Origin of the sequence: Microbacterium sp. LTA6 (genome assembly GCF_045690355.1) — a bacterium.
GTDB lineage: Bacteria > Actinomycetota > Actinomycetes > Actinomycetales > Microbacteriaceae > Microbacterium.
In genome coordinates this window covers 791,544-812,412 of record NZ_CP147855.1, presented here as the reverse complement: position 1 = coordinate 812,412, position 20,869 = coordinate 791,544, and the positions used below count along the sequence as shown (strand labels likewise).

The 20,869-nt window shown below is 67.5% G+C and carries 18 protein-coding genes; 14 read left to right on the top strand and 4 right to left on the bottom strand.

What is annotated here, in order from left to right:
- Positions 1-115: 115 nt before the first annotated feature.
- Together LTA6_RS03780 and LTA6_RS03775 are read right to left on the bottom strand one after the other, a co-directional pair.
- Positions 116-961, bottom strand: a complete 846-nt coding sequence (locus LTA6_RS03780) for an SMR family transporter (RefSeq protein WP_341976209.1) — start codon at positions 959-961, stop codon at positions 116-118.
- Positions 958-1,833, bottom strand: a complete 876-nt coding sequence (locus tag LTA6_RS03775) for an alkaline phosphatase family protein (RefSeq protein WP_341976208.1) — start codon at positions 1,831-1,833, stop codon at positions 958-960. Before LTA6_RS03775 ends, LTA6_RS03780 begins: the two co-directional genes overlap by 4 nt.
- 68 nt (positions 1,834-1,901) lie before the next feature.
- Between LTA6_RS03775 and LTA6_RS03770 the strand changes: the two genes are divergently transcribed.
- From LTA6_RS03770 to LTA6_RS03715, 12 genes are all read left to right on the top strand, one after another.
- Positions 1,902-2,783 carry a LysR family transcriptional regulator gene (locus LTA6_RS03770; protein WP_341976207.1) on the top strand — a complete coding sequence of 294 codons (882 nt, stop codon included), beginning with the start codon at positions 1,902-1,904 and terminating at the stop codon, positions 2,781-2,783.
- A 10-nt stretch (positions 2,784-2,793) separates the two neighbouring features.
- Positions 2,794-3,177, top strand: a complete 384-nt coding sequence (locus tag LTA6_RS03765) for a CrcB family protein (RefSeq protein WP_341976206.1) — start codon at positions 2,794-2,796, stop codon at positions 3,175-3,177.
- Complete coding sequence (locus LTA6_RS03760; protein WP_341976205.1) at positions 3,174-3,533, top strand: CrcB family protein; 360 nt, start codon at positions 3,174-3,176, stop codon at positions 3,531-3,533. The genes LTA6_RS03765 and LTA6_RS03760 overlap by 4 nt, the downstream gene beginning before the upstream one ends.
- A gap of 118 nt (positions 3,534-3,651) precedes the next feature.
- Complete coding sequence (locus tag LTA6_RS03755; protein ID WP_341976204.1) at positions 3,652-4,926, top strand: sugar ABC transporter substrate-binding protein; 1,275 nt, start codon at positions 3,652-3,654, stop codon at positions 4,924-4,926.
- A gap of 6 nt (positions 4,927-4,932) precedes the next feature.
- Positions 4,933-5,892 (top strand): sugar ABC transporter permease, encoded by a 960-nt coding sequence (locus LTA6_RS03750; RefSeq protein ID WP_341976203.1) that lies wholly within the window; start codon positions 4,933-4,935, stop codon positions 5,890-5,892.
- Positions 5,885-6,778: a carbohydrate ABC transporter permease gene (locus tag LTA6_RS03745; protein WP_407358664.1), complete on the top strand. Its 894-nt coding sequence runs from the start codon at positions 5,885-5,887 to the stop codon at positions 6,776-6,778. Before LTA6_RS03750 ends, LTA6_RS03745 begins: the two co-directional genes overlap by 8 nt.
- A 68-nt stretch (positions 6,779-6,846) precedes the next feature.
- Positions 6,847-7,836 (top strand): LacI family DNA-binding transcriptional regulator, encoded by a 990-nt coding sequence (locus tag LTA6_RS03740; protein WP_407358663.1) that lies wholly within the window; start codon positions 6,847-6,849, stop codon positions 7,834-7,836.
- 44 nt (positions 7,837-7,880) lie between these two features.
- On the top strand, positions 7,881-9,050 hold the full coding sequence (locus LTA6_RS03735) for a Gfo/Idh/MocA family oxidoreductase (RefSeq protein ID WP_341976200.1): 1,170 nt from the start codon (positions 7,881-7,883) through the stop codon (positions 9,048-9,050).
- 184 nt (positions 9,051-9,234) lie between these two features.
- Entirely contained in the window at positions 9,235-10,593 is a 1,359-nt protein-coding gene (gene phnA / locus LTA6_RS03730) for a phosphonoacetate hydrolase (protein ID WP_341976199.1), read from the top strand.
- A 72-nt stretch (positions 10,594-10,665) separates the two neighbouring features.
- Positions 10,666-11,985, top strand: a complete 1,320-nt coding sequence (locus tag LTA6_RS03725; protein WP_341976198.1) for an MFS transporter — start codon at positions 10,666-10,668, stop codon at positions 11,983-11,985.
- A 91-nt stretch (positions 11,986-12,076) separates the two neighbouring features.
- Positions 12,077-13,189 (top strand): zinc-binding dehydrogenase, encoded by a 1,113-nt coding sequence (locus LTA6_RS03720; RefSeq protein WP_341976197.1) that lies wholly within the window; start codon positions 12,077-12,079, stop codon positions 13,187-13,189.
- Between the two features lie 22 nt (positions 13,190-13,211).
- Entirely contained in the window at positions 13,212-14,720 is a 1,509-nt protein-coding gene (locus tag LTA6_RS03715; protein WP_341976196.1) for an aldehyde dehydrogenase family protein, read from the top strand.
- An 85-nt stretch (positions 14,721-14,805) separates the two neighbouring features.
- On the opposite strand, the gene LTA6_RS03710 is transcribed toward LTA6_RS03715, so the two are convergent.
- Both LTA6_RS03710 and LTA6_RS03705 read right to left on the bottom strand, forming a co-directional pair.
- Entirely contained in the window at positions 14,806-15,696 is an 891-nt protein-coding gene (locus LTA6_RS03710; RefSeq protein WP_341976195.1) for a LysR family transcriptional regulator, read from the bottom strand.
- Positions 15,697-15,761: 65 nt separating this feature from the next.
- Entirely contained in the window at positions 15,762-16,862 is a 1,101-nt protein-coding gene (locus tag LTA6_RS03705) for a hypothetical protein (protein ID WP_341976194.1), read from the bottom strand.
- A gap of 159 nt (positions 16,863-17,021) precedes the next feature.
- Here LTA6_RS03705 and LTA6_RS03700 point away from each other — a divergent pair, with 159 nt between their 5' ends.
- Both LTA6_RS03700 and LTA6_RS03695 read left to right on the top strand, forming a co-directional pair.
- Positions 17,022-17,627: a TetR family transcriptional regulator gene (locus LTA6_RS03700; protein WP_341976193.1), complete on the top strand. Its 606-nt coding sequence runs from the start codon at positions 17,022-17,024 to the stop codon at positions 17,625-17,627.
- Between the two features lie 21 nt (positions 17,628-17,648).
- Positions 17,649-20,828 (top strand): efflux RND transporter permease subunit, encoded by a 3,180-nt coding sequence (locus LTA6_RS03695; protein ID WP_407358662.1) that lies wholly within the window; start codon positions 17,649-17,651, stop codon positions 20,826-20,828.
- Positions 20,829-20,869 lie beyond the last annotated feature (41 nt).

Sequence of the window (20,869 nt, the reverse complement as noted above, 5' to 3'; positions counted from 1 at the left end):
GGGGCTGTCGGCACCCGGTCGTTGAGCGACGAGCGCAGCGACGAGACGAAACGCGGCCGTGCGCTGCGATCGGTCCTCGTGGGCAGCGCGCGGCCGGACCTGATACGTGCAGAACCTACGATCCGACGCGAACGGCGATGATCCCGGCCGTCGCTGCCACGGCCGCGGCGATGCCGATGGGGCCGGGCCTTTCCTTGAACACGAGTATGCCGATGAGGGCTGCGGCGATCACCCCGGTCTCGCGCAGCGCAGAGACGAGTGCGAGGGGAGCCTCGGCCTGGGCCCAGAGGACGATCGTGTAGGCGGCGAGAGACAGTATCCCGCTGACGATCCCGATCCGCGCGTTCTCGCCGAGTGCGACGAGATGCCTCCGTCGGTCGCGTGACAGCGCCAGGGCGCACAACGGAACGGCGGCGCCCTGCAGCAGGAAAAGCCAGGCCGCGTAGCCCAGCGGTGTTCCGGAGGCGCGCACGCCGACGCCGTCGACGAACGAGTACGCGGTCACGCACGCGCCCACCGCGATGGCCAGGAGCAATCCGCTGCGTGGCCAGCGTCGTCGTCGGCCGAGCGTCAGCGCGAACAGAGCGGTGATGACGATCGCGACGCCCGCGTACTGCACGGTGCTCAGCCGTTCCCCGAGCACCAGCACCGAAAGCACCGTCACGCCGAGAACGGCCAGTCCACGCGTGAACGGGTAGGCGACGCCCAGGTCGAGGTGCGAGTACACCGCGGTGAGCAGGATGAGGTACGCGGTCTGCAGGAGCGCCGAGACGATCAGGGCCGGCCAGGCTGCGGCGTGCGGCGCGGGAAGCACGAGCACGCCGATGGCGCCGATCACGAAGTACACGCATCCGATCAGCGAGGACGAGACGAGCCGATCCGTGATCGCCTTCGCCATCGCGTTCCATGTCGCGTGCATGACCGCCGAGCCGAGCAGGGCGACGAGCACGACCGTGCTCATGCCGGACGTGCACCGAACGGCCGCCCGGGAAGGTCTTCACGCACGCCCAGCCCGAGGGACTGGAGCACGTGCGGCGCCACGTCGGCGTGATCGACTCCGACGGGTGCCCTGTCGATTCCGGGTCCGCGCGCGGCGATCCATGCCAGGCGCTCCTCGTCGCTGTCGCCGCCGTGGTCGCCCTCGTCGCGGTGCCCATGATCGGTGAGGACGATGATCGTCCAGTTCTCCTGTCCGCGAGTCGGCCGCGCGTCGATCGCTGCCATGAGCACGCCGAGCTGCTCGTCGCAGGTCTCGACCGAGACGCGGTAGCGCTCCGTCACACCCTCGGTATGGCCGACGATGTCCGGGAGTGCCGCGTAGGCGAAGACGACGGAGTGGTCGCGGTGGCGCAGTTCCCGCGCGACTCGCGAGATGACGGCCTCGTCCATGGCCGCGACAGTCTCGAGGGGGCCGTCCTCGGATCGCTCGGGCAGCCCTGGTCGGTACCCGCCTCCGGCGAAGAGCGGTCCGCCCGATGCTTCTTCTACGAGCGGCGCCCAGGCGCCGGCGGCGAACGTCGTGGCGCCGGGCTGCGCGGCGCGGACCTGGGTGAGCACGTCGGGATACCGGTCGAAGGCGTTCGCGTGGAAGTCGTTGTCGTGCACTCCGTGGAGATCGCGGTAGACACCCGTGGCCATCGTCGACCACACCGGCCCGGAGATCGTCGGGTTCTTCTCGTGCACGCGCACGGTGGCGAGGAATCCGTCAGCGGCGATCTCGTCGAGATGCGGAGTGCGCGCCGCGCGGAGGATGTCATCGCGGACGCCGTCCCACCCGACGATCAGGACGTGGTTCCGCCGTGCCGTCATCTCGTGCCCGCCCATCGTCGTCATGCGCTCAGACTAGGACTCGACGACGGAGAACTCCACGGGGTGAGGTTATGTGCACATAAGATTTGTTTATGTCGCTCGCGCAGCTCCGAGTCTTCGAGGCCATCGTCGCGTCCGGGAGCATCACGGCCGCTGCGCGGTTCCTCGGTATCACCCAGCCGGCCGTCTCGGCGCAACTGGCGGCGCTCGAACGCGCTCGCGACGTGCAGCTCATCGATCGCCGTACGGGCGCTCCCACCGAGGTCGGCGCCGCTCTGCACGAGATCACTCGGCCGCTTTTCGAACTCGCCGACGTCGCGGAGCGCCACCTCGCGGATGCCGCCCACCTCGGAGGTGAGGTCTTCCGGATCGCCGCTGACGCGCCGGGGTACCTGATGCCGTTGCTCGCCGAAGCGCGCCACGATCATCCGGGCGCCAGGTTCGAGGTCACTGCGGGGAACTCGACCGCGGTGATCGACGCCGTGCGCAGCCGTCGTGCCGATGCGGGCGTCGCGGCCGATGTGCCGGACGATCCGGCGCTGCACCGCATTGCGCTCCGCGCGCAGGATCTCGTGGCTGTCGTGCGCACGGATCACCCGAGGGCCGGTGGGAAGAAGCTCGCGCTCGCCGACCTCGCCGGGGAACGGCTGATCGGACGCGAACGCGGCAGCGTCACACGGGCCTCGCTGGAGGAAGCAGCCGCGGACGCAGGGGTCGAGCTGTCGTACGGCATGGTCGCCGATACGCGAGAGGCCGTCCTCGCCGCTGTCGCGGCCGGATTGGGCATCGGCATCGTCGCAGAAGATGAGATGCTCGACGACCCGCGCCTGGTGATGCTCGACCTGAGCGATCCGGTGGTCACCGTCACCGAGTATCTCGTGTGCGTGTCCGGCGTGGAGCGGACATCGATCTGGCGAACGCTCGAGGCTGTGGCGAACGCACCCAGGGCGTACCGAGATCGGCCGGCGGGCTAGAGTGGCGGGCGTGAACATTGCCCCCCTCGTTCGCGTCCTGCTCGTCGCCGCGGGTGGCACGGTGGGAACGGCGGCCCGACTCGGGCTGGGTCTCGCGGTACCGGACGCCGGCGGTTTCCCGGTCGCGGTGCTCATGGCGAACCTCATCGGGGCCCTGCTGATCGGCATCCTCACTGCTCGGCTTCCCGCCACGACCGGACTGCGGCTCTTCCTCGGCACCGGTCTGCTCGGCGGGTTCACGACCTATAGCGCGTTCATGACGGGGACGGTGGCGCTGTGGGCGGATGCTCCGCTCATCGCGATCGCCTATGCCGGAGGCACCCTCGTGCTCGGCCTCGCTGCGGCGGCAGGCGGGCTCCGACTCGGACGTCCTCGTGCAGAGGCGACGTCATGAGTCCGCTGCTGTTCGTCGGCGCCGCGCTCGCCGGAGGCCTCGGTGCGACACTTCGCTACCTCGTCGATCTCGGCGTCGGGAAGGTGGCGGGGCGGCGCTTCCCCTGGGGGATTCTGCTGGTGAACATCACCGGCTCTTTCGCGCTCGGTCTCATCACCGCTGTTCTCCCTGACCAGGCATTTCTCCTCGGCGCCGGCCTGCTCGGCGGCTACACGACGTTCAGCACGGCGATGCTCGACACGGTCGCACTCTGGCGCGACGGCGAGCGACCGGCATCCGCCTTCAACGCGGTGGGGATGCTCGCGCTCGGGCTTCTCGGGGCGGGCCTCGGCCTCGCTCTCGGTTCCCTGATCTGAACCCGCCCTTGCGCAGGTCGCCCGCGCGGGCTACTCTCCTTGCTAATCGTTTAACACGATCGATCACAGACCCGAGTGATCCCCCCTCGCACCCGTAGCACCGTCAAAGGAGACACCCATGGCCCGCCTTTCCCGCCGCACCCTCGGCGCCTTCGCAGCCTCAGTGGCAGCCGTCCTCGCGCTCAGCGCATGCTCGTCCTCGACCGGGGGCGAAGGATCCTCCGGGGGCGGCGACGTCACCCTCAGCTATGCGATCTGGGATGAGAACCAGAAGCCTGCGATGGAGGAGATCGCGGCCGCATTCACCAAGGAGAACCCGAACGTCACGATCGACATCCAGGTCACGCCGTACAAGGAGTACTTCACCAAGCTGCAGACCGCGGCCACCGGTGGATCGGCCGCCGACGTCTTCTGGATGAACGGCCCGAACTTCCAGCTGTACGCGTCGAACGGCCAGCTCGCGCCTCTCGACGACGCCGGAGTCGACACCGCCGATTACCCCGAGGGTCTGGTCGACCTCTACACGTACGACGGCAAGCTCTTCGGCGCTCCCAAGGACTTCGACACCGTCGCCCTCTGGTACAACAAGGAACTCTTCGACGCGGCCGGTGTCGAGTACCCGACCGCGGGCTGGACCTGGGATGACTTCACCGCCGCGGCGGGCAAGCTCACCGACCCGGCGAAGGGCCAGTTCGGCATCGCTGCCAGCCAGTACGGGCAGGAGAACTTCTACAACTCGATCGCCCAGGCCGGCGGCGAGGTCGTCTCGGCGGATGGCACCGAGACGGGCTACGGCACGCCGGAGGCTCTCGCCGGCATCGAGCTGTGGACCGACCTCATCGCGGCCGGATCGTCGCCGACGGCGCAGCAGATGACCGACACGAACCCGGAGGACTTCTTCCTCTCGGGCAAGGTGGCCATGTTCCAGAACGGCTCGTGGGCGGCGATCGCCTACGGTGATAACGCCGACATCGCCGACAAGGTCGATGTGGCTCCCCTTCCCGCTGGCGCCGAGGGAAACCAGAGCGTGATCCACGGCGTGGGCAACGTCGCCAACGCGAAGAGCCCGCACTTGGCCGAGGCGAAGGCGTTCGCGGCGTTCGCGAGCGGTGAGGAAGCGGCGAAGATCCAGGCCGAGACCGGTACGGTGATCCCCGCTTTCAATGGCACTCAGCAGGGCTGGGTCGACGCGCTGCCGCAGTACGACCTGCAGGTCTACATCGACGCGCTCGAGACGGCCGTCCCGTACCCGGTCTCGAAGAACACCTCGGCGTGGACGAGCCTCGAAAGCGAGATCCTCTCGCAGGTCTGGTCGGGTGCGGTCACCCCTGAGGCCGGACTCAAGGACCTCGCCGAGAAGATGCAGGCCGCGCTGGACGCGGAGCAGGAGTAACGACATATGAGCGTCGTCGCGTCTCGCGCCGGCACGTCGGCAGAGCGGATGCCGGAGGCCCCCAGCCCCGGCATCCGCCGCCGCCGGCGCAGCCCCGGAGCCTCCCCATGGTGGGCACTGGTGTTCATCGGCCCCACAGCGCTGGGTATCGCGGTCTTCTACCTCTGGCCGACCGTGCGCACCCTCATCATCTCCTTCACGAAATCCGGACCGTTCGGCGGCGCCGAATGGGTGGGGATCGAGAACTACGCGCGGCTCTTCCAGGACCCCGAGCTGATCGGGGCCCTCCGCAACACCGCTCTGTACACGGTGATCGCGTTGATCGGCATCCCGCTCGCCGTCGCGATCGCCGCGCTTCTGAACACCACAGGACTCCAGGGGCGAAGCGCATACCGGACGCTCTACTTCATCCCCGTCGTCACGATGCCCGCCGCGATCGCGCTGGTGTGGCGAATGATCTACAACGGCGACTACGGCGTGCTCAACGCCGGACTCGGCGCCATCGGGATCGACGGGCGCAGCTGGCTCACCGACCCGAACACGGCACTGATCGCGATCGCCGTCGTCGGCATCTGGGCGGGGCTCGGCACGAACATCGTCATCTTCCTCGCCGGACTCCAGGGCATTCCCGACACGATCATGGAGGCCGCGGACCTGGATGGCGCTGGCCCCGTGCGCAAGTTCATCTCCATCACGATTCCGCTCCTGTCGCCGTCGATCTTCTTCGTGAGCGTCATCAGCGTGATCGGCGCCCTGCAGGTGTTCGACCTCATCTACATGATGCTCGGCCGCAGCAACCCTGCGATGCCGAACACCCGCACGGTGGTCTATCTGTTCTACGAAGCGGGTTTCCTCGACAACGACCGCGGGTACGCGGCCGCCGTCGCCTTCTTGCTGCTCGTGATCATCCTGCTGCTCACGGTCGTGCAGTTCCGCCTGCAGAAGAAGTGGGTGCACTATGAGTGACGTCTCGCTCGACACGCGCGCCGTGGTCGGCGCCTCCCCCGCCGGCGAGGATCGCCGCGCGGGAAAGCCGAAGAACCGCGCGATCTGGATCGTGCACGTCGTACTCGCCGTCGGGGCGGTGCTGATGGTCTTCCCCTTCATCTGGCAGCTGCTGACCTCGTTCAAGACGCTGTCCGACTCGGTTCAGGTGCCCCCGAGCTTCCTGCCCCGCGAATGGGTCTTCACGAACTTCGCGGAAGTGTTCGAGTCGATGCCGTTCGCGCAGATGTTCGCGAACTCGGTGCTGCTCACCGTCGGCCGCACGATCGGCCAGGTCGTGCTCTGCACGATGGCGGGCTATGCCTTCGCGCGCATTCCGTTCCCCGGACGCAACGCGCTGTTCGTCGTGTTCCTGTCGGTGCTCATGGTGCCGTCACAGCTGTACTTGCTGCCGCAGTACGAGATCATCCAGGCGCTCGGCTGGCTGAACACGCTGCAAGCTCTGATCGTGCCCGGTATCTTCAGCGCCTTCGGGACGTTCCTGATGCGTCAGTTCTTCATGTCGATGCCTGCCGAACTCGAAGAGGCGGCGCGCATCGACGGAGCGAATCCGTGGCAGACGTTCTGGCAGATCATGGTTCCGCTGGCGAAGCCTGGCATCATCGCTCTCGTGGTGTTCACTGTGCTCTGGTCGTGGAACGACTTGCTCTGGCCGTTGATCGTGACGACCGACCCCGCCAAGATGCCGCTCTCGGTCGGGCTCTCGCAGATCGTCGGGATCCACGGCACCGACTACCCGGTGCTGATGGCGGGCGCACTGCTGGCGACCCTGCCGATGCTGGTGACGTTCATGATCCTGCAGCGACAGTTCATCCAGGGCATCGCGTTCAGCGGATCGAAGGGCTGACCGTGGCGGGGCGGAGACAACAGGAATCGCGTCGTCCGACGCTTCGGATGGTCGCCGAGCATGCCGGGGTGTCGACGGCGACGGTGTCGTACGTTCTCTCGGGACGTGCGGGCGCCGCGGGTCCGGGCGTCGCCGAGGCGACGGCGGCGCGTGTCCTCGCATCGGCAGAAGCGCTCAACTACCGCCCGAACAGTGCCGCGCGCACCATCCGGACCGGTCGCAGCGGCACCGTGCAGCTCTCGCTGCACATGCTCAGCGACCCGTGGTCTCTGGCGGTGGCTGACGCCGTGAACGCCGAGGCGAACCGGCACGGCCTGACCACTCTCATCCTCGCCGACGGCGACTGGTACACGGCCCTCGACCGTCTCGAAAGCGATGTCGCCTTTCTCGACGCCATCGGATCCGACGAGCAGACCCGCACGAGGATCAACGATCTGGTCAAACGCGGCCAGCGCCTCGTCGTCTTCTCTGAGCACCTCGAACCCGAGGGGTTCGATGTCGTCCGCTCCGATGCCCTTCCCGGGTGCGAGATCGCCATGGATCACCTTCTCGAGCGGCATACCGCGATCGGATGCCTCGCCGCCGAGGCCGCCGTCACGCTCTCGGCGACCCAGCGCACGCGGTACTCGGCCTATGTGCAGCGGATGGGGGATGCCGGCATCGACCCGGCTCCGTCGTGGACGGAGACCTACACGGAGACGCAGGCGAGCGCCTTCGCCGCCGCGGTTCGCTTGCTCACGGGCGAGAACCGGCCGTCCGCGATCTACGCCACCACCGACTTCGCCGCGATCGCTGCGATCAACGCGGCGCACATGCTCGGCCTGCGCGTGCCGCATGACGTCGCGGTGATCGGTGTGGGCAACACCCCGGATGCCCGTCTCATCGCGCCGACGCTCACCACCGTCGGCCCCACCGACTTCTATGAGCGTCACGCGCGCATCCTCGTCGACTGCGCTCTCGCGAAGGACCCGCCGCGCGGACAGCTTCACGAGTTCGAGTGGTCGCTCTTCCCCGGTGCGTCGACAGATCTCGACGCACCCCCGTCCCGCTCCCGGTGACGGTCTCGCCCTTTCCCTCACAATCGACTCCCAGAAGGACCATCGTGGATCTCAAGATCGGCATCATCGGCTTCGGCGCGCGCGCCTCTCTCCGAGAGGAGGTGCAGCGACCGGGCGAGGGATCGCGCATCACTGCGATCTGCGACCCCTCAGAGCGCGCCCGTGACGATGCACGTCGCCTCGTGCCGGACGCACTCGTCACGGATTCACTCGACGAACTGCTCGCCTCAGGGGTGGACGCCGTGATGGTGCTCACGCCGGACGACACGCACGCAGCCCTCAGCATCCGCGCCCTCGAAGCGGGCGTCGCCGTCTTCTGCGAGAAGCCGCTCGCGATCCATCTCGCCGACGCCGACGCGATGCTCGAGACTGCCCGCCGCACAGGCAGTCGGTTGTACATCGGTCACAACATGCGGCACATGCCCGTGATCACGCTGATGCGCGACCTCATCCAGGACGGGCGCATCGGTGACGTCAAGGCCGTCTGGGTGCGTCATTTCGTCGGCCACGGCGGGGACTTCTACTTCAAGGACTGGCACGCCGACCGTCGCCGCACCACCGGGTTGCTCCTGCAGAAGGGCGCGCACGACATCGACATCATCCATTGGCTGGCCGGCGCCTACACCGAGCAGGTCGCCGCGATGGGTGAGCTCAGCGTCTACGGAGACATCACCGATCGTCGCGAGCGCACCGGCGAGCGGATGCCGGACTGGTTCAGTGTCGACAACTGGCCGCCCACCTCGCTCACGGGTCTGCACCCGGTGATCGACGTCGAGGACATCTCGATGGTGAACATGCGGCTGACCGGCGGGATCATGGCCTCGTATCAGCAATGCCACTTCACGCCGGACTACTGGCGCAACTACACCGTCATCGGCACCGCGGGGCGCATCGAGAACTTCGGCGACACCGCGGGGAGCGAGGTCAAGCTCTGGAACCGCCGTCACCGTGGCGCGGCCGAGGCCGACGAGACCTTCATCGTGCCCGAGGTCCCGGACGCGGGGCACGATGGTGCCGACGCTCTGCTGGTCGCTGAATTCCTCCGGTTCGTCCGTGACGGCGGGCTCACCGAGACCTCGCCGGTTGCGGCGCGGGAAGCGGTGGCGGCCGGAATTCTCGCGACGCAGTCACTGCGCTCTGACGGCTCCGCGATCGACGTTCCGTCGCTCGATCCCGAGCTGGTCGAGTACTTCGCGCGGGGGCAGGTCGCGTAACTCGGGCGTGCGCGCGTCCGCGAGTATCGGGGCTGCGCGTCGTTTCGCGGGTCAGGGGACCGACGTCGCGCAGAGGTAGCACCGTTGTGGCTATCGCTCCCATAGCCCCGTTCGGGGTTCCGGGCCTGCTGCGGTGAGCGCAGAGTGGGTGACATCCGAATCACCTGAATCTGAGGAGCCACCCGTGACTGCTGAGACGTTCACCGTCAACGACCGCACGTACACCAAGCCTTCGGCTCCGGTCGTCGTCATCTGCATCGACGGCAGCGAGCCCGACTACCACATCGAGGCCATCAAGGCCGGTCGGATGCCGTGGCTCGCCAGCGTTCTCGAAAAGAACGCGAGCTCGTGGGAGGCGCACTGCGCGATGCCCGCGCTCACCAACCCGAACAACATCTCGATCGCGACCGGTCACCCGCCGGCAGTGCACGGAATCAGCGGAAACTACATCTTCGACACCTCCACCGGCGAAGAGGTGCTGATGAATGACAAGAAGTTCCTCCGCGTCCCCACCATCTTCGGTGCGGCGAACGAAGCCGGGCTCGACGTGGTCATCGTCACCGCCAAGGACAAGCTGCGTCGCCTGCTGGGCGCCGGCGTCGTCGAGGCGGGCCCCAGTCTCGAGGGCAGCGGGGAATTCGTCGAGCCGAGCCGCAGGGGCATCTGCTTCTCCGCCGAGAAGGCCGACCAGGCCACGATCGAAGACAACGGCATCGACAACGTGCTCGAGCTCGTCGGACTTCCGTTGGCCAGCGTCTACTCGGCAGACCTGTCGATCTTCGCGCTCGCCGCAGGCGTCGAGATCCTGCGCACCCGCGGCGCCGACATCATGTACCTGTCTCTGACTGACTACATCCAGCACAAGAACGCCCCTGGCACCGAGGCGGCGAATGACCTCTACGCCGAGATCGACCGCTACGCCGCCGAACTCGAGGCGCTCGGCGCGATCGTCGTTCTCACTGCCGATCACGGTATGAGCGCGAAGACCGACGCGGCCGGCAAGCCGAACGTGCTCTTCGTCGAAGACGAGGTCCGCAGGATCCTCGGCACCACCGGTGCCGAGCCGGGCTCCGACGGGCTGCGGGTCATCCTCCCCATCACCGACCCGTACACAGTGCACCACGGCGCGCTGGGTTCGTTCGCCTCGGTCTACCTTCCTGAGGGCGCTGACCGCGACTCCACCATCGAAGCGCTCCGCCAGATCCCCGGTGTGCAGGTCGCCGTCACCCGCGAAGAGGCCGCGTCGACGTTCTCGATGCCTGCCGACCGTATCGGCGACATCATCGTCCTCGGCGAGGAGGGAACCGCCGTCGGCCGCTACGCCGCTTGGCACGACCTCACTGGTCTCGACGCCCCGCTGCGCTCGCACGGTGCACTCGGCGAACTCCAGATCCCGTTCATCATCAACCGCGAGCTGCCGCGTCCCGCCGAACTCGACGAGCCGTGGGGTCGCACCGCCTACATCCACAACTACGACGCGTATTGGGTCGCCACCACCCTGGTGACCCAGAACGAAAACGCGGCTGAACTCGCCGTCGCCTAAGAAAACCCCTACCCCAGTCTGCGTCCGACGAAGGGCGCAGGCGACTCGGAGATTGGCTAGACAATGTCGACTATGACCGACCGGGCAATGGCGCCCGGTAAGCAGCTCGATGAGCACTCCTTCCGCAAGAAGGCGTGGCAGATGCTGCTCGCGGCGATGTTCATGTATCTGTTCTTCTACACGGGCCGCCAGGCTTTCGGCTTCGCGATCCCCGGCATCCAGGAGGAGTTCGGCTGGACCAAGGCCACCGTCGGAATGATCAGCGGCGTGGCGCTCTGGGCCTACGCCGTCGGTCAGATGGTCAACGGCAACCTGGCCGACAAGTTCGGGGGTCGCAGGCTCGCGACCGTCGGCTCGATCAGCTCGACCATCTTTTGCGTGATCGCCAGCTTCATGGGCTCGCCCGCCGCGATGGCGACGGTGCTCGGGGCGAATGGCTTCGTCCAGGCGATGGGCTGGTCTGCAGGCGGGCGGGTGATCTCCAACTGGTGGAGCCACTCCGAACGCGGCAAGACCTTCGGGTTCTACACGCTGGCTGCCGGATGCTCGTCGGTGCTCGTCTTCAGTACCTCGACGCTCGTGGTGTCGACGTTCCAGCTCGACTGGCAGTGGCTGTTCCGCCTGCCGGTGCTGCTCATGCTCGTGGGTGGAATCACCTTCTACTTCGTCGCCCGCGACACCCCGAAGCAGGCGGGCGTCATTCCGCCTGAGCGCTTCACCAAGGACGCCGATGAGGCCGAGAAGCCCCTTCTGACGACGACGTCGTCGCACGCGACCGTCGAGGTGCCGGCAGAGACGCTGACCTCACTCACCCGCTACAAGACCGTGCTCGGCATCCCCAAGATCTGGCTCACCGGTGTCGCGATCGGGTTCCAGAACGCCGCTCGCTACGGCATGCTCATCTGGGTGCCGGTGTTCTTCCTCGGCGACGAATGGAAATCGACCCCGGGCGGTCTGTGGATCTCGCTGTCGCTGCCGGTCGGCATGGCCGTCGGCGCTCTGGTCAACGGTCAGCTGTCCGACCGCCTCTTCGGCTCTCGCCGCGACCGTCCGATCATGCTCTTCATGGCTCTCGGCGCCGTTTCGGCTCTGGCGATGTGGCTGCTGAACCCCGGCCCGCTGCTCGGCATCGTCCTGCTCTTCCTCTGCGGGTTCTTCATCTATGGTCCTCAGTCTTCGTTCTGGGCCCTCTGCCCCGATCTCGCCGGCAAGGTGATGGCGGGCACCGCGATCGGTGCAGTGAACTTCTTCGCCTACCTGTTCGCAGGTGCCGCAGAGCCGATCATCGGGGCGATCATGGACCACAACGGCGGAGACGCAGGCCTGATCTTCCCGATCGTCGCTGTCGCCTGTACCTGCAGTGCCCTCGTGGCGGCGACGATCCGGCGATGACAACTGCGGGTCCCGGGAGCATTCCGTCCCGGGGCCCGCACTCCATGAACGCAAGCGTACGATCGCTCGAAGAGAGCGCTGAGGAGCAGCGATGAACACCGACGAAGACGTCACTGAACAGGCCACGGACACCCGAGAGGCGACGCCCACGGCCGCAGCCGCAGTCTGGTCCGGAGTCGACGAGGGTTTCTCGGTCGACAGCCAGCCGTTGCCCGTACTCCGTCCCGGTGAGGTGCTGGTCGAGATTGAACTCGCGACCATCTGCGGCAGCGACCTGCACACCATCGGGGGAGATCGCCCGACTCCGCTGCCCACCGTTCTCGGTCACGAGGCCGTCGGACGCATCGTCGCCACCGGCGGCAGCGCTTCGGGTCCTGATGGGGCGGCCCTCGCCATCGGAACTCGAGTCACCTGGACCATCGGCACCTCGTGCGGCGAGTGCCGCCGATGCCTGCGCGGCATCCCGCAGAAGTGCGAGAGCGTCCGAAAGTACGGCCACGAGGCGATGGATGACCACTGGAAGCTCAATGGCGGCTTTGCCTCGCACTGCCACCTCATCGCTGGCACCGGTCTGGTTCCGGTGCCCGAAGACCTTCCCGCGGAGCTGGCCGCTCCCGCGAACTGCGCCACGGCGACAGTGACCTGCGCCGCACGCCGGGTCGAGCTCGACGCCTCCGATGTCGTCGTCGTGCTCGGATGCGGGATGCTCGGGCTGACAGCCGTCGCCTATGCGAAGGATCGCGGCGTCGAGACCGTCATCGCTGTCGACGTCGATCCCGCCCGACGCGAGCTGGCCGCGCAGTTCGGTGCGACCGCCACCGTCGCGCCCGAGGACCTCGCGGAGACGACCGGGCGCCTGGGCGCTGACGTGATCTTCGAGCTCTCCGGCAACAGTCGTGCCGTGCAGTCTGCGTTCCAGGTGGTCGCCATGGGCGGCCGCATCGCGATGGTCGGCTCTGTGTCGCCCGCCCCGGAGATCATCTTCGAGCCGAGTGGTTTCGTGAAGAACCTGACCACCGTTGTGGGCAGCCACAATTACCGGATCGACGACCTCGTCGAGGCCGTCGATTTTCTGCAGCGCACCTCTGTGCAGCACCTGTTCTCCGATCTCATCCCCGACGCCTTTCCGCTGAACGAGATCGACGAAGCCGTCGCCGTCGCACGCACCGCCGTCGCTCCGCGCATCGCCGTCCGCCCGAACTGACCCCCGAACTCAGGAGCTTGAAGTGACTGACGTGAGTATCGATCCGAAACCTTCGACCGTGGTCGGATATGCCGTGACGCATAGCCCCGATCCCGACCACCTCCTCAATTACATCGACGGACAGTGGCGCGCCAGCGTCAGCGGCGACACCCGACGCAACATCAACCCGGCGGACCTGAACGACGTCATCGGCGAGTTCACCGAGTCGGTCACCGCCGATGTGACAACGGCGGTCGACGCCGCCGAACGCGCTCGCATCGAGTGGGATGCGATCGGCCCCATCGAACGAGCGAAGGTGCTCACCCGCGCCGCCCGTATCATCGAGGACCGGATCGACATCCTGGCTGCGGCGATCACCCGCGAGCAGGGCAAGCGTCTCAACGAGGCTCGCGGCGAGGTTACCCGCTCCCTGGCGATCCTCGACTTCACCATCGGCGAGGCGCGACGCATCAACGGTGTCACGACTCCTGCTGAGGAGCCGCGCACCATCGTGATGACATTCCGCCGCCCGCTCGGCGTCGTCGGCCTGATCACGCCGTGGAACTTCCCCGTCGCGATCCCGATGTGGAAGATCGCTCCCGCGTTGATCGCGGGCTGTGGCGCGGTGCTGAAGCCGTCTCCGCTGACCCCGTGGACCTCGGCCTTGCTCGTGCAAGCCTTCCACGACGCGGGCGTTCCGGCCGGCGTGCTGAACCTGATCCAGGGCGACCGCGAAGCGGGGGAGGCGATCGTCAACGACCCCCGCGTCGCCGGCATCTCGTTCACCGGCTCGCTACCGGTCGGTCAGGCGATCAACCGCGCCGGCGCCGACCGCCTCATGCGCACCCAGCTCGAACTCGGCGGCAAGAACGCCCTCCTCGTCCTCGATGATGCCGACCTCGACGCCGCCGTCGAGGCGATCATCCATGGCGCGTTCGGCCAGAGCGGGCAGCGCTGCAGCGCCACGAGCCGCGTGATCGTCGACGCGAAGGTGCACGACGCTCTTCTGGAGCGTCTCGCGCCGCGCGTGCGGGCCATGAAGATCGGCCGCGGGGATCAGAGCTGGTCCGACATCGGCCCTGTGGTCAACGAGGAGCGTCACCAGGCCTGCATCACCGCCATCGAGCGCGCCATCACAGACGGCGCGAAGGTCGTCGCCGGTGGAGAGGCCGCGGAGCTCGACACTCCGGGATTCTTCATCAAGCCGACCATTCTCGACGATGTCGCCTGGGACTCCGAGCTCGCACAGGAGGAGGTCTTCGGGCCGGTACTCTCCGTGATCACGTGCGACGGCTACGACGACGCGATGCGCATCAGCAACTCCGTCAAGTACGGCATGTCCGGAACGATCTTCACGCAGGACCCATCGCGCATCTTCCAGGCGCTGCAGGAGTTCCAGGCCGGGATGCTGCACGTGAACCGTCCTGGTGTCGGTGCATACTCGCATCTGCCTCACATGGGTGCCAAGGCTTCTCAGCTCGGAGCGCCCGAGTGCTCACCGGAGGTTTGGCAGTTCTACACGGATCTGCGCTCGGCCTGCATCCGATACTGATCTATTCCGCGCAACGGTGCATCCGTGAGGAAGCTCGCGGATGCACCTCCTGCATCGCAAACGATCCGGCGATCGGATCGAGTCTTCAGGTCGGCCAGTGCGCCATGCTGCGAAGAAGCGTGACGAAGGCCTCCTCCGGCGGGGTCAGTACCCGATCGGCCCGCCGGATCAGCGACACCGTTCGCCCGGGCGGTGCCGGGGTGATGTCAAGGGCGACGAGGTCTCCAATCGCGCGCTCACGTGCTGTCGCGTGCTCCGAGAGCAGCGCGACGCCAAGGCCGGCGGACGCGGCTTCCTTGAGGGTATCGGGGCCCCACATCTCCCAGCGCGCTGCGGTCTCGAGGCCCCAGGTGCGCAGGATCTCCTCCTGTTGTCGACGGGTCGCTGATCCCTGCTCTCGCACGAGGAAACGCTGCCCTGAGAGCTCGATCGCCTGCAGCGTGCGCCCTGCCAGCGGTGAACCGGAGGCGGCGACGAGCACCATCTCCTCGGTGAGTAGCGGCTCAGCCTCAAGCTGTTCGCGCGGCAGGCCGATCGAGAGGCCGAGAGCCACGTCGCCGCGGATGACCCATCCCTCGACGGCATCCTCGTTGCCCACCCGGATCTGGCAATCGACGCGCGGTGCGCGAGCGCTGAACTGTGCGACCAGGCGCGGCAGCAGGTACGTGCCGAGGGTCGTCGTGCCGGCGACGGTGAGGCGCCCCGCGTCCGGCCCCTGAAATGCGGCGACGTCTTGTTCCAGCGCCGCGAGCAGGGCGAAGATCCGGCGGGCGTGATCGACGACGACCGTGCCGGCGGCTGTCGCGCGTGCGCCCTGCGTCGTGCGTTCGACGAGAGGCACGCCGAGCGACGTCTCCAGGTTTCGCACGTGGGTCGAGACCGACGGCTGACTCATGTACAGCTTCTTCGCGGCCCCGGAGAAACCGCCCGCCTCGACCACCGTGACGAGCACTTCGAGCTGGTTGAGATTGACCATGTCCACCCTCTCGGAAGCCGTCGTGGCCCTGCGTAATTCTATGGCGCCGGGCGAAAGGAGCGCGGCTACGAGGCGTCGTCGAACACGTCGCGGCCGACGAGAGTGTCCGTGAGGCGCCAGTCGGTCTCCTTCACAGTGTGGAAGAAGCCGACGAAGGAGGCCCCGGCGTCGCTCGCCCGCTCGATCAGCATCCGCGACCAGCCTTCCTGGGTGATCCAATCCTGTGGCGTCTGTTCGTACGGCGGGTTCGCGGGCCATTGGTGCACCCACGTGCCCCAGGCCCCGTAACCGGGGCCTCCCAGTTGGAAATCGGCGGGGTCGTCGGGGGCGGATGCCACTTCGGCGATGCCCCAGGGCTTCGCGCCGGCCAGCGCTTTGAGCCTCGGCACCGGGCCGTTCGGAGTCGAGAACCCGAAGACGTCCTCCGGGCTCTGCCACCCGGCCGAGCCCGTCCGGACGTAGCCCCAGTTGAAGCCGTCGAGCGCGAGAGCGTCGACATGCGCAGATCCGGGGAAGTACGACTCGAAGGGATGCGGCCCGGCTCCGTAGTTCAGAGGATTCCAGAGGAAGACCACCTCGGGCGCGACCGCCTGCTTGATCGCGTACACGTGACGCCACATCGCGATGTACTCCGCCGGTGTGCTGCTCCCGGCGGCCGTGCCGCTCGACCAGGGGCGGCTCGAGTCGTCCATCTCGGGAGCGAAGCGCACGATGATCTCCGCGTCGGCGGTGCGCTGCGCGGCCTGGGTCAGCCACGCCGTCAGCTGGGTGTCGAACTCGCCGGCGGCGATCCGGCGCGGGGCGAACTCAGGTTGCTGATCGGCGGGCCGATTCCAGTCCCATGGTTCCCAGGCGATCAGCAGGGCCGAGCCGCGGGCCTCGGCAGCATCGACGTCGTCGTGCGGGAATCCAGGAGACTGCACGAAATCGACGTAGGTGGAGAGCATCCCGTTGCTCCTGCCGAAGGCGGTTTCTTCCGTGGCCATCGTGGGCAGGTCGTGCGACGCCCACCCGAGGATCATCGTCGGATCGTCATCCAGAATGCTGACCGCCGGCGCCGTCGAGCCGGTCGTGCCGCTCGCGGCGGGTGCGGCCCCTGCCAGCGCCGCGGTGAACACGATGGCGGCTGCGAGAAGTGCGAACGGGAAACGAGGCCTTGCGACCATGGGGGACCTCCGGGAACCGGCCTCCTGGGGGGAACGAGACCATGCCTTCCCATTCTCCGGAGGACGGTGTCGCGGAGACAGAGACGAATGTCCTGAGCGGGGCGGTCGAAAGGCGTGAACTTCGCCTCTCAGCGTTCTCCAAGCGCAGTGAATGTACAAATGTACAGAAGGGGGTGGGTGATGCCGGATGCGGTGACGCGCAGGAGACGCGACCCTGAGGCGCGCCGACGCGAGATCGTCGCCGCCGCCTCCGAGCTGATCGTCGAGATCGGCGTCGACGCGATCACGCACCGCAAGGTCGCCGCCCGCGCTGGGGTGCCGCTCGGCGCCACGACCCAGTACTTCGCCACGCTCGACGACCTCCGCGACGCCGCTCTGCATGCGCTCGCCGCCGAAGTCGAGCTGCGTATCGACATCACGCGGCAGGCCGTGATCGCCGACGGCGTCACACCGGCAGGGCTCGCGCGTCTCATCCACGGGGGGCTCGAAGACGCGCGTGCCGTCCAGGCGGACCGTGCCGTCGTCACCGCAGCCGTGCACGATCCTCGCGTGCGCGAGCTCGCCAGGCACTGGTCGGACGAGGTCGTCGCCTTCATCGCTCCCGTTCACGGAACCGACCGTGCCAGGGCGGCCGCCGTCTTCATCGACGGCGTACTCTGGCACGCACAGATCCACGACGAGCCGCTAGACGAGAGCCTCATCCGCGACGCCCTCGCCGGCATCCTCACATCCGCACCCACCGCATCCGCACCTGCATCCGCCTGATCCGACCGAGAGAGAACAGCCGTGTCGAACCTCGCCGTCCTGAGCCTCAAGAACCGCGCGCTCATCGCACTCATCACGATCGTCGCCGCGGTGTTCGGCGGCCTCGCGCTGACGAACCTCAAGCAGGAGCTCATCCCGTCGCTGGAGCTGCCCAACCTGATCGTGATGACCACGTATCCCGGTGCCTCGCCCGAGGTCGTCGAGAACGACGTGTCCACGCCCATCGAGTCGGCGATCCAGGGCGTGCCAGGACTCGAATCGACGACGGCGACGAGCACGACGAACGCCTCGATCGTGCAGGCGACATTCGCGTACGGCACGAATCTCGCGACGGCCGAGCAGAAGATCCAGCAGGCGATCAACCGGGTCGGGCAGCAGCTTCCCGACGATGTGAGCCCGCAGGTGCTCGCCGTGGCGATCGATGACTTCCCGGTCATCCAGGTCGCCGTCACCGGCTTCGACGACGCCGAGAACGCCCAGGCCGAACTCGAGCGCGTCGCGATCCCCGACCTCGAAGACGTCGACGGCGTCAACGCCGCACAGATCGTCGGCGGCATCGGCCAGCGGATCACCATCACCCCTGACGCCGCAGCCCTCGCGGAACAGCGCCTCAGCACGCAGGCGATCAGTCAGGCGCTGCAGCAGAACGGCACGCTCTTCCCCGGCGGTGACATCACCGAGAACGGCCAGACGCTCACCGTGCAGACGGGTGCGAAGATCACCTCCGTCGAAGAACTCGCGGCGCTCCCGCTGGTCGGCTCCGCGGCGACGATCGGCGACGTCGCGACGGTCGCGCAGGAATCCGACCCGGTCTCGTCCATCTCCCGGGTCGACGGCGAGGACGCGCTTTCGATCTCGATCACCAAGCTCCCGGCGGCGAACACCGTCGAGGTCTCCCAGGGCGTGCTCGCGGCACTCGACGAGATCGGCAAGGCGTTCCCGGATGCCGAGTTCACGGTGATCTTCGATCAGGCGCCGTTCATCGTGCAGTCGATCGAGACGCTCGCCACCGAGGGTCTGCTCGGGCTCGCTTTCGCGGTGATCATCATCCTCGTCTTCCTGCTGTCGATCCGATCGACGCTGGTGACGGCGATCTCCATCCCGACGTCGGTGCTGATCACGTTCATCGGTCTGCAGGCGTTCGGCTATTCGTTGAACATCCTCACGCTCGGTGCGCTGACGATCGCGATCGGTCGCGTCGTGGATGACTCGATCGTCGTCATCGAGAACATCAAGCGGCACTACGTCGGAGACGCCGACAAGGGGGACGCGATCCGGCTCGCCGTGCGCGAGGTCGCCATGGCGGTCACCTCCTCCACGATCACCACGGTCGCCGTGTTCCTGCCGATCGTGTTCGTCGGCGACATGGTCGGCGAGCTCTTCCGTCCGTTCGCGGTGACGGTGTCGATCGCGATGATCGCCTCGCTGCTGGTCTCGCTGACGATCGTCCCGGTGCTCGCCTACTGGTTCCTCCGGCCGGGCAAGGAGCTGCTCGACGAGAACGGCAAGGCCATCGATCCGGAGCATCCGGACGCCCCGCCGACGCCGCTGCAGCGCATGTACCGCCCGATCCTCGGCTGGACTCTGAAGCACTCGGCGGTCACGGTGATCCTCGCCGTCGTCGTGCTCGGTGCCACCCTCGCGGCAGCGCCGTTGATGAAGGTGAACTTCCTCAGCGACTCCGGTCAGAACACGATGCGCGTCACGCAGGATCTCGGTCCGACCGCGAGCCTGGAGGCGAAGTCCGACGCGGCGATCGCCGTCGAGGAGGCGCTGCTCGGCGTCGACGGTGTCGAGCACGTGCAGGCCTCGATCGGCTCGAGCGGGTCGGCGCTGCGCGACGCGTTCTCCGGAAGCGCCGGTGTGACCTACTCGGTCCTGACCGATGGCGACGCCGACCAGGAGGCGCTGCGCGCCGACGTGCAGGATGCGATCGATTCGCTGTCGGATGTCGGCGAGATCGCCGTCGCGGCGAGCTCCGGCTTCGGATCCAGTGATATCGAGATCACCGTCACCGCTTCGAATTCCGAGGATCTGCAGACCGCGACGTCAGCGGTCGTCGACGAGCTCGAGGGACGAGACGGCGTCGGTCAGGTCACCGACAACCTTGCGGCGTCGTTGCCGTACATCGCGGTCGTCGTCGATCGCGCGGCGGCAGCGGAACGCGGCCTCTCCGAGGTCGCGGTCGGCTCCATCGTGTCGAACACGATGCGTCCGGAACAGCTCGGCTCGATCGAGATCGGTGACACGGCGCTGACCGTCTACCTCGCCGCATCCGAGCCGCCGGCGACGGCGGATGCGCTGCGTGCGCTCACGATCCCGACTCCGCTCGGCCTCGTGCAGCTGCAGGACATCGCCACCGTCGAGGAGCGCAACGGGCCCACCTCCATCTCCACGGAGCAGGGGCGCCGCACGGCGACGGTCACGGTGCCGCCGGCCTCCGACAACCTCGCCGTCGCCACCGCTTCGGTCAACGAGGCGCTCGCCGCTGTCGAGCTGCCGGATGGAGCGTCTGCCGCCGTCGGCGGCGTCGCGACTCAGCAGGCCGACTCGTTCTCACAGCTGGGGCTGGCCATGCTCGCCGCGATCCTGATCGTCTACGTGGTGATGGTCGCGACGTTCAAGTCGTTGCGTCAGCCGCTGCTGCTGCTCGTCTCTGTGCCGTTCGCGGCGACCGGTGCGATCCTGCTGCAGATCGTCACCGGTGTGCCGCTCGGTGTCGCTTCTCTCATCGGGGTGCTGATGCTCATCGGTATCGTGGTGACGAACGCGATCGTGCTCATCGACCTGGTCAACCAGTACCGCGAGAAGGGCCTGTCGACCGCCGACGCGGTGATGGCCGGTGGAGAGAAGCGTCTGCGTCCGATTCTGATGACCGCACTGGCGACGATCTTCGCGCTCACGCCGATGGCGCTCGGCATCACCGGGCACGGCGGGTTCATCTCGCAGCCGCTCGCGATCGTCGTGATCGGCGGGCTCATCTCGTCGACCGTCCTGACGCTCATCGTGCTGCCGACGCTGTACAACCTCGTCGAGGGCGCGCGTGAGCGTCGGCGGGCGAAGCGGGCCGGTACCGGTGATGTCGGCAGCGGTTCCGGCGATGCTTCGGAGTCAGGGACGGATGCCGCGGCATCCGAGTCCGTGCTGCCGCACGCGCATCCGCTGACCCGTCGGGAGCTCCGCGAGCACCCGTCGGAGTAGCTGGCCGCTGATCGCGGGCCGATCGGCCCGCGATCCAGTGG

Coding starts and splice junctions, on each gene's coding strand:
- LTA6_RS03700 (WP_341976193.1), top strand. CDS start 17,022: ATGTACAGAAGGGGGTGGGTGATGCCGGATGCGGTGACGCGCAGGAGA.
- LTA6_RS03755 (WP_341976204.1), top strand. CDS start 3,652: ATGGCCCGCCTTTCCCGCCGCACCCTCGGCGCCTTCGCAGCCTCAGTG.
- LTA6_RS03760 (WP_341976205.1), top strand. CDS start 3,174: ATGAGTCCGCTGCTGTTCGTCGGCGCCGCGCTCGCCGGAGGCCTCGGT.
- LTA6_RS03720 (WP_341976197.1), top strand. CDS start 12,077: ATGAACACCGACGAAGACGTCACTGAACAGGCCACGGACACCCGAGAG.
- LTA6_RS03775 (WP_341976208.1), bottom strand. CDS start 1,833: ATGACGACGATGGGCGGGCACGAGATGACGGCACGGCGGAACCACGTC.
- LTA6_RS03750 (WP_341976203.1), top strand. CDS start 4,933: ATGAGCGTCGTCGCGTCTCGCGCCGGCACGTCGGCAGAGCGGATGCCG.
- LTA6_RS03745 (WP_407358664.1), top strand. CDS start 5,885: ATGAGTGACGTCTCGCTCGACACGCGCGCCGTGGTCGGCGCCTCCCCC.
- LTA6_RS03725 (WP_341976198.1), top strand. CDS start 10,666: ATGACCGACCGGGCAATGGCGCCCGGTAAGCAGCTCGATGAGCACTCC.
- LTA6_RS03770 (WP_341976207.1), top strand. CDS start 1,902: ATGTCGCTCGCGCAGCTCCGAGTCTTCGAGGCCATCGTCGCGTCCGGG.
- LTA6_RS03780 (WP_341976209.1), bottom strand. CDS start 961: ATGAGCACGGTCGTGCTCGTCGCCCTGCTCGGCTCGGCGGTCATGCAC.
- LTA6_RS03710 (WP_341976195.1), bottom strand. CDS start 15,696: ATGGTCAATCTCAACCAGCTCGAAGTGCTCGTCACGGTGGTCGAGGCG.
- LTA6_RS03705 (WP_341976194.1), bottom strand. CDS start 16,862: ATGGTCGCAAGGCCTCGTTTCCCGTTCGCACTTCTCGCAGCCGCCATC.